Genomic DNA, 7,579 nt, shown 5'->3' with positions numbered 1-7,579 from the left:
GATTCACATCGATATCGATCCGTCTTCCATCAACAAAGCGGTTCGGGTTGATGTTCCGGTCATCGGTGATGTTGCCCATGTGCTCGAAGATATGATTCGCTTGCTGCGCGCGTCGTCGACAAAGCCTGACGAAAAGGCGATCGATCAATGGTGGTCGCAGATCGACAGGTGGCGCTCACGGAAATCTCTGTCCTATACGCGCAACAAGGACGTGATCATGCCGCAATATGCGCTGGAGCGGCTGTACGCACTGACCAAGGATCGCGACACCTATATCRCGACCGAAGTCGRCCAGCACCAGATGTGGGCGGCGCAGTTCTATCATTTCGAAAAGCCCAATCGCTGGATGACATCAGGCGGTCTCGGTACGATGGGCTATGGCCTACCGGCAGCGCTGGGTGTGCAGATCGCGCATCCTGACTCGCTGGTTATCGACATCGCCGGGGACGCTTCGGTGCAGATGACTATGCAGGAGATGAGTGCTGCTGTTCAGTATGAAGCGCCGATCAAGATCTTCATCCTGAACAATCAGTATATGGGTATGGTTCGCCAATGGCAGCAACTGCTGCATGGCAATCGTTTGTCGCATTCCTATACGGAAGCCTTGCCCGATTTTGTCAAGCTGGCAGAAGCCTATGGCGGTCATGGCATTCGCTGCGAAAAGCCTGGCGATCTCGACGATGCCATTCAGGAAATGATCGACGTCAAAAAGCCGGTTCTTTTCGATTGCCGCGTGGCTAATCTCGCGAACTGCTTCCCGATGATCCCTTCCGGTAAGGCTCACAATGAGATGCTTTTGCCGGATGAGGCTACGGACGAAGCAGTCGCCAACGCCATTGATGCCAAGGGCAGACAGCTCGTTTAAGAAAACCGGAGAAAATAACAAATGAACGCTCAAAACCTAGCCTCCGGTTCGGCATATTTCATTGCCAAGGAGACTGAACTACCAGTCACGACAGTTCTATCGGTCCTGGTCGATAACGAGCCGGGCGTCCTTGCACGCGTGATTGGCCTATTCTCCGGACGGGGCTATAACATTGAAAGCCTTACGGTTTCCGAGACGGAGCACGAGCAGCATCTATCGCGCATCACAATCGTGACGCGCGGCACACCGCATATTCTGGACCAGATTCGCCACCAGCTGGAACGCATTGTGCCTGTGCACCGTGTGGTGGATTTGTCTGTGCGTGCAGATGAACTTGGTCAGAGCGGGCCAATCCAGCGCGAACTGGCGTTGGTCAAGGTGGCCGGCCTTGGCGAGCACCGCAATGAAGCATTGCGTCTGGCCGATGCGTTCCACGCCAAGGTGACGGACGCAACGACGGAGCATTTCATCTTCGAGATCACCGGCAAAGGGTCGAAGATTGACCAGTTTATCGCGATCATGAAGCCGCTTGGCCTTGTCGAGATTTGCCGGACAGGCGTTGCCGCCATGAACCGCGGCCCGATGGGAATGTAGTTCTGGCGGGTACCCGGCCTTGGTTACTATTGTCAGGGATGCTCAATTGTATCCCTGACAAGTCCGCCCTTGAGCCAAATATTGCCGGACCCTATGAGTGCCCCTTTTTACGGGGTGGGGATAATAATGACACTCGAGATTTTTCTGACCCTACTGGTGTTTGCTTTTGTCACGTCGATAACGCCGGGACCAAATAATTTCATGCTGCTTACGTCGGGCGTCAATTTCGGCTTCAAACGCACGATTCCCCACATGTTCGGTATTGGCTCGGGTTTCTTCACTCTGCTTATTGGAGTGGGTTTGGGACTTGGCGCTTTGCTGCAGAGCTTTCCACTTCTTTATACAATTCTGAAATTTGCGGGCGGTGCCTATCTGATCTATCTCGCCTATAAGATCGCCATGTCGCGCTCCCTGAACCCAGTTGATGGCAAGGCGCGGCCGATGACGTTCCTGGAAGCTGCCGCGTTCCAGTGGATCAACCCGAAAGCATGGGTGATGGCTGTGACCGCCATGGCAACCTATACGTCGCCGCAAGCTTATTTTACGACGGTTCTAATCGTGGGGATCGCGTTTGCCATCGTGAATATTCCATCCGTTTCGAGCTGGGCAGCCTTTGGGCAAATCATGCGCGGCTGGCTTGCTGATCCGGTGCGGCTCAAATGGTTCAACATCAGCATGGCGGTCCTGCTCGTGGCCACCTTGTGGCCAATGTTGAAGTGAGCTTGCGCTGACCGCTGTTGGCGCATAGGATTTTGTCCATGCCACACGATCATGACGACCACCATCACGATAATGAGCTCGATCCCATGGCTGCGCGCGTGCGCGCCTTGGAAACGATTTTGACGGAGAAGGGCCTGATCGACCCGCAGGCGATCGATGTGATCGTCGATACGTACGAAACGAAGGTTGGTCCACGCAACGGAGCAAAGGTTGTCGCAAAAGCTTGGTCGGATCCAGAATATGCTGATTGGCTGAGCCGCGACGCAACAGCAGCAATTGAGTCCCTGAGTTATACCGGGCGGCAGGGTGAGCATATGCAGGCAGTATTTAATACGCCGGACACGCACAATCTCGTCGTGTGCACGCTGTGCTCGTGCTACCCGTGGTCGGTGCTTGGCTTGCCTCCCGTGTGGTATAAATCGCCACCTTATCGGTCGAAGGCCGTTATTGATCCGCGTGGGGTACTGGTCGAGTTTGATTTGATCCTTCCTGAAACGACCGGAATTCGTGTCTGGGATTCGACTGCCGAACTCCGCTATCTTGTTGTACCAATGCGCCCCGAAGGTAGCGAAGGCCTGAGTGAAGAACAGCTTGCCGAGCTCGTTACACGCGACTCGATGATCGGGACCGGGCTTGCACTCGCACCGGAGGCAGCATGAACGGGCCGCAGGATCTTGGCGGACAGATGGGTTTTGGCCCAGTTGCGCCCGAGAAGAATGAACCGTTGTTTCATGCCGATTGGGAAAAGCGGGCGATGGGTGTGACAATCGCCGCAGGCGCGATGGGCCATTGGAATATCGACGAGAGCCGTCATGCGCGCGAGAGCCTGCATCCGGCGGATTATTACGCTTCCAGCTATTATGAGATATGGACCAAGGCGCTGGAGGTTCTGCTCAAGCGCCATGGATTTGTCCAGCCACTGGAACTCGATGGAGGCCGCTCACTTGGTAAAGGAACTCAGCCAAAACGTGTTTTGAAAGCGGAAAATGTCGCGGCAGCCCTTGCAAAAGGCGGTCCTTGCGATCGCCCTGTGGCAGGTGAGCCGCGCTTCCAGTCAGGCGATCGCATCCGAACCCATAATTTCAATCCGGAAACGCATACGCGATTGCCGCGTTATGCGCGCGGCAAGTTGGGGGTAATCGAAGCTGTCCGTGGTGGCTTTGTCTTTCCGGATTCCAATGCTCACGGCAAGGGTGAAAACCCACAATATGTTTATACAGTGGTCTTTACCGCGCCTGAGATATGGGGCGATGGAGCCGATCCTACGTTGACCGTCAGTATTGATGCCTGGGAGAGTTATCTTGAGCCTGCGTGAGCTGATCACTCACTCGCGCGGACTACCCGCAAGCGGTGACGGTCCGGTATTTGCCGAACCTTGGCAGGCGGAAGCCTTTGCGATGGCGGTTGCCCTCCACGACCGCGGGTTGTTCACCTGGGAGGAGTGGGCGGCCACGCTTTCCGGCAAACTGAAACACCCCGGCGCGCTGGATGATGCTAGTGACTACTATAGTTGCTGGCTTGAGGCGTTGGAGTCGCTCATTGCCTCCAAGAATGTTGCGGACAGCCATGATATCGATCAATTGGCCGCCGCCTGGCAGCGCRCTGCTCATGCGACCCCGCATGGCCAACCCATCCGCCTCGAAAATGATCCGGACCGATCCTGAGATGAATATACGCTCGCTCGCTATGTTGCTGGTCTCCACTTTGATGTTGTTTACCAGCCATGCCTCGGCACAAGACACTTCGTGGTCGACGCCGAACGAAGACGATCTACGCAAAGTCATCACCGGAGCAACCCTGACGGGCGAAGTCAAAGCTGAGCCGCCCTTCAACTTCACTGAATTCCTCGGCCCTGATGGCAAGTCTCGCGGCAAGATGATCCAATGCTGCAAGCCGGAAGAGGTTGCGACGAAGGGCATGCCCTATGCCGGCGAGTGGAGCCTGGAAAAGGACAATCTTTGCCTCACCTATGAGGGCGAGGACCAGAAGATTTGCTGGACGTTGCAGGTCAACGGGGATCGTTTTCGCATGATGAATCAACAGTTCGGCCGTGTCGGCGAGGGACAGATACGGCCGGGAAATCCGGATAACCTATAGGTCCTGACCTTAAGTCTAATGCTTCTCGCGTCCATTTTCCTTGCCCTTTGACGGCGAATCCTGTCACTCAGGATTATGCAACTATCACCACAACAGGATGAAGCGCTCCGGGCGGTTTCAAAATGGCTGAAAGACGGCCGCAGCCCGATTTTTCGGCTTTTCGGTTATGCCGGTACTGGCAAAACGACGCTTGCCCGCCATTTTGCCGAGCATATCGAGGGTGACGTTCAGTTTGCGGCTTTCACCGGTAAGGCAGCGCAGGTGCTTCGTTCGAAAGGCGCCGCCAATGCTCGCACGCTGCACTCTCTGATCTACCGGCCGCGGGGTGAAGAGGCGGTCGAGAATGAGGCCACTGGCAAAACCAGCATTGCTCCGACATTTTCCTTGAATCGCCAAAGCCCGGTGTCCAAGGCCAAGCTTATCGTCGTCGACGAATGCTCCATGGTTGATGAGCAATTGGGACGGGATCTCATGAGCTTTGGCACGCCAATCCTTGTGTTGGGTGACCCCGGTCAGTTGCCGCCAATTTCCGGCGGCGGTTTTTTCACCGAACACGAGCCGGATTATCTCCTGAGCGAAATTCACCGGCAAGCGCGTGACAATCCCATCATTCGTCTGGCGCTCGATGTACGCGAGGGCCGTGAGTTTACGTTCGGCGATTTTGGCGCGGCCAAGGTGATCTCAAAGACGGATGTCACACAGGAACTGGTTCTCGGTGCCGACCAGGTGCTCGTCGGTACCAACCGCACGCGCCGGCGCTACAATCAGCGCCTGCGAGAGTTGAAGGGGTTTTCCGCGTCTTTTCCACAGGCTGGCGACAAACTTGTGTGCCTGCGCAACGACCCCGCGAAGGGCCTGCTCAACGGTTCGCTTTGGAAGGTCATGACCTCGTCTCGCGAAACGGTGAAACCCGGGATCAATCTTTTGGTCGCTCCAGAAGATGAGGAGCCGGGGAGGGGCGTGGCCAAGATCAAACTGCTGAAATCTCAATTCGACGATCCGGACGCCGAAATACCATGGCAGACCAAGAAGCGGTTTGACGATTTCGACTACGGTTATGCTCTGACGACCCACAAAGCCCAAGGATCACAATGGGATGAGGTCGTGCTCTTCGACGAAAGCTATGCTTTTCGTGATACACGTGAACGCTGGCTCTATACCGCAATTACCCGGGCTGCAGAACGCTTGACCGTCGTGCGATGAACCAGAGGACTCAATCTTTGAGTTTAGATGAAATAGCATTATTTTATGTCGCGTTTCTGCTGTAAAGAAGACGCCAGTGCTTCCGCGTATGGGTTAAATCATGACCGCATCACTCTCCGTCAACCTCAATGCGATTGCGATGCTGCGCAACAGACGCGATCTGCCCTGGCCCAACGTCATTAGTCTTGGACGCATCGCCTTGGCGGCGGGCGCATCCGGTTTGACTGTGCACCCGCGCCCCGACGAGAGACATATCCGTTTTTCCGATTTGCCGGCAATTCGAGCGCTTATCGATGATGAGTTTCCGCAGGCGGAGTTCAATATCGAAGGATATCCTACACGGGAGTTCCTGGGCCTTGTCGCCGCGAATGAACCAGAGCAGGTGACACTGGTGCCAGACGATCCGGCGCAATCGACATCTGATCATGGCTGGAATTTGGAACGCGATGCGGAATTCCTCCGGCCAATCATCTCTCGCCTTAAAGCACAAGGTATTCGCGTTTCATTGTTCATCGATCCCGACCCCGATACACCTGCCATGGCCAAGGCGCTTGGCGCTGACCGGGTTGAGCTTTATACTGGCCCCTATGGAGGCGCGTACGATGATCCGCGCCTCGAGGCCAGCGAACTCGCAAAGCTGGAATCGACCGCCGCGGCGGCGGCAAAAGCAGGGATTGCAGTGAATGCAGGGCATGATCTGACGGTCGTCAATCTACCGGCTTTGGTCAAAAAAGTGCCAAATCTTGTTGAGGTTTCTATCGGTCATGGGCTTACAGCAGACGCTTTGGTGCACGGGATGTCTGGTGCTGTGGAAAGATTTCTCAATGCGCTGCAAGCCTAGCCCTTTGATTCGGGTGCAGGATTTGCTTTGTTATGCATTTTTGCATATCACGGGCGAATAGATATGAAAAAATGGCGATTGATATTGCGGTGCAACACGACTAACTCGTCCGCCCACGCTGTCAGAGCGAGGGAAAACCTGTATGAGTGAACAACAATTGGATGACGAGAACTGTGATAACGGTCCCGTCGTTCATGAATCGGAACCGCATCACAAAGAGGCCTTTCCGGTTCTTGTTCTTGGTGCTCTCGGCGTCGTCTATGGCGACATCGGCACAAGTCCGATCTACGCCTTTCGCGAAGCGCTCCATGCTGCTTCGCTCGATGGAACGTTGAGCCGCACTGACGTTCTCGGCGTTGTTTCAATGATCTTCTGGGCACTGGCCCTCATAGTAACCGTCAAGTATATTCTATTCGTCCTGCGCGCCGACAATGACGGCGAGGGCGGTATCCTGTCTCTGATGGCTTTGGCACGGGCGAGCTTCAAGACTCGCCCGCAGCTTATTCTGGCCCTCGGAATCGTTGGCGCATCGCTGTTTTACGGCGATGCGGTGATTACGCCGGCAATTTCGGTGCTTTCGGCCGTTGAAGGCCTTGAGATCGTCACGCCGCGGCTGACACCGTTCATCGTGCCGATCACTCTGGTGATCCTTCTAACCCTTTTTTCCGTTCAGCGCTTTGGTACTGCGCGTGTCGCGACCATTTTTGGCCCGATCACGCTGCTATGGTTTCTCGCTATCGGGTTCTTTGGGTTATGGYACCTTGCCGATGACTGGAGTGTTTTTGCTGCCGTCAATCCTGTCTATGCCGTTGAATACATTATAGATAATCCGGTTACCGCATTCCCCACTATCGGCACGGTGTTTCTTGCTGTTACGGGAGCGGAGGCCCTCTATGCCGATCTTGGCCATTTCGGTCGCAAACCGATCGCGACGGCCTGGATGTGGATTGTCTTCCCTTGTCTTCTGCTGAACTATTTTGGGCAAGGCGCATTTATTCTGGCGAACGGCGACTCAGCAAAGAATCCATTTTTCGAAATGTTTCCGCACTGGGCACTTTTGCCGATGGTACTACTCGCTACGATGGCAACTGTCATTGCCAGTCAGGCGGTTATTTCCGGTGCCTACTCGCTGTCGCGGCAGGCTGTGCAACTCAATCTTTTGCCGCGCCTCAACATCGAGCACACGTCAGAGAAATTATCCGGCCAAGTCTATCTGCCGCGCATCAATGTTCTGCTTGGTCTGGTCGTGGTCCTTTTGG

The 7,579-nt window shown here is 55.1% G+C and carries 10 protein-coding genes; all 10 read left to right on the top strand.

What is annotated here, in order from left to right:
* Window positions 1-865, top strand: an 865-nt coding sequence (locus tag ACXJ5O_RS14615; RefSeq protein WP_457300515.1) for a thiamine pyrophosphate-dependent enzyme, incomplete at its 5' end; no start/stop codon positions are given.
* A gap of 21 nt (window positions 866-886) precedes the next feature.
* Entirely contained in the window at window positions 887-1,459 is a 573-nt protein-coding gene (ilvN, locus tag ACXJ5O_RS14610) for an acetolactate synthase small subunit (protein WP_112530013.1), read from the top strand.
* Between the two features lie 126 nt (window positions 1,460-1,585).
* On the top strand, window positions 1,586-2,179 hold the full coding sequence (locus ACXJ5O_RS14605) for a LysE family translocator (protein ID WP_457300514.1): 594 nt from the start codon (window positions 1,586-1,588) through the stop codon (window positions 2,177-2,179).
* Between the two features lie 38 nt (window positions 2,180-2,217).
* A complete protein-coding gene (gene nthA / locus ACXJ5O_RS14600) occupies window positions 2,218-2,838 on the top strand; it encodes a nitrile hydratase subunit alpha (RefSeq protein WP_457300513.1) in 621 nt (206 codons plus the stop codon).
* On the top strand, window positions 2,835-3,494 hold the full coding sequence (gene nthB / locus ACXJ5O_RS14595; RefSeq protein WP_457300512.1) for a nitrile hydratase subunit beta: 660 nt from the start codon (window positions 2,835-2,837) through the stop codon (window positions 3,492-3,494). Before nthA ends, nthB begins: the two co-directional genes overlap by 4 nt.
* Window positions 3,481-3,843 (top strand): nitrile hydratase accessory protein, encoded by a 363-nt coding sequence (locus ACXJ5O_RS14590; protein ID WP_457300511.1) that lies wholly within the window; start codon window positions 3,481-3,483, stop codon window positions 3,841-3,843. Before nthB ends, ACXJ5O_RS14590 begins: the two co-directional genes overlap by 14 nt.
* Complete coding sequence (locus ACXJ5O_RS14585) at window positions 3,800-4,276, top strand: hypothetical protein (protein ID WP_457300510.1); 477 nt, start codon at window positions 3,800-3,802, stop codon at window positions 4,274-4,276. The genes ACXJ5O_RS14590 and ACXJ5O_RS14585 overlap by 44 nt, the downstream gene beginning before the upstream one ends.
* A 75-nt stretch (window positions 4,277-4,351) precedes the next feature.
* Window positions 4,352-5,479 carry an ATP-dependent DNA helicase gene (locus tag ACXJ5O_RS14580; protein ID WP_457300509.1) on the top strand — a complete coding sequence of 376 codons (1,128 nt, stop codon included), beginning with the start codon at window positions 4,352-4,354 and terminating at the stop codon, window positions 5,477-5,479.
* A 100-nt stretch (window positions 5,480-5,579) separates the two neighbouring features.
* Window positions 5,580-6,320, top strand: a complete 741-nt coding sequence (locus tag ACXJ5O_RS14575) for a pyridoxine 5'-phosphate synthase (RefSeq protein ID WP_457300508.1) — start codon at window positions 5,580-5,582, stop codon at window positions 6,318-6,320.
* A 142-nt stretch (window positions 6,321-6,462) separates the two neighbouring features.
* Window positions 6,463-7,579, top strand: a 1,117-nt coding sequence (locus ACXJ5O_RS14570; RefSeq protein ID WP_457300507.1) for a KUP/HAK/KT family potassium transporter, incomplete at its 3' end; no start/stop codon positions are given.

Source organism: Phyllobacterium sp. P5_D12 (assembly GCF_054049495.1).
The sequence above is the reverse complement of the archived record's forward strand: the minus strand, read 5'-3'. Positions and strand labels throughout refer to the sequence as shown.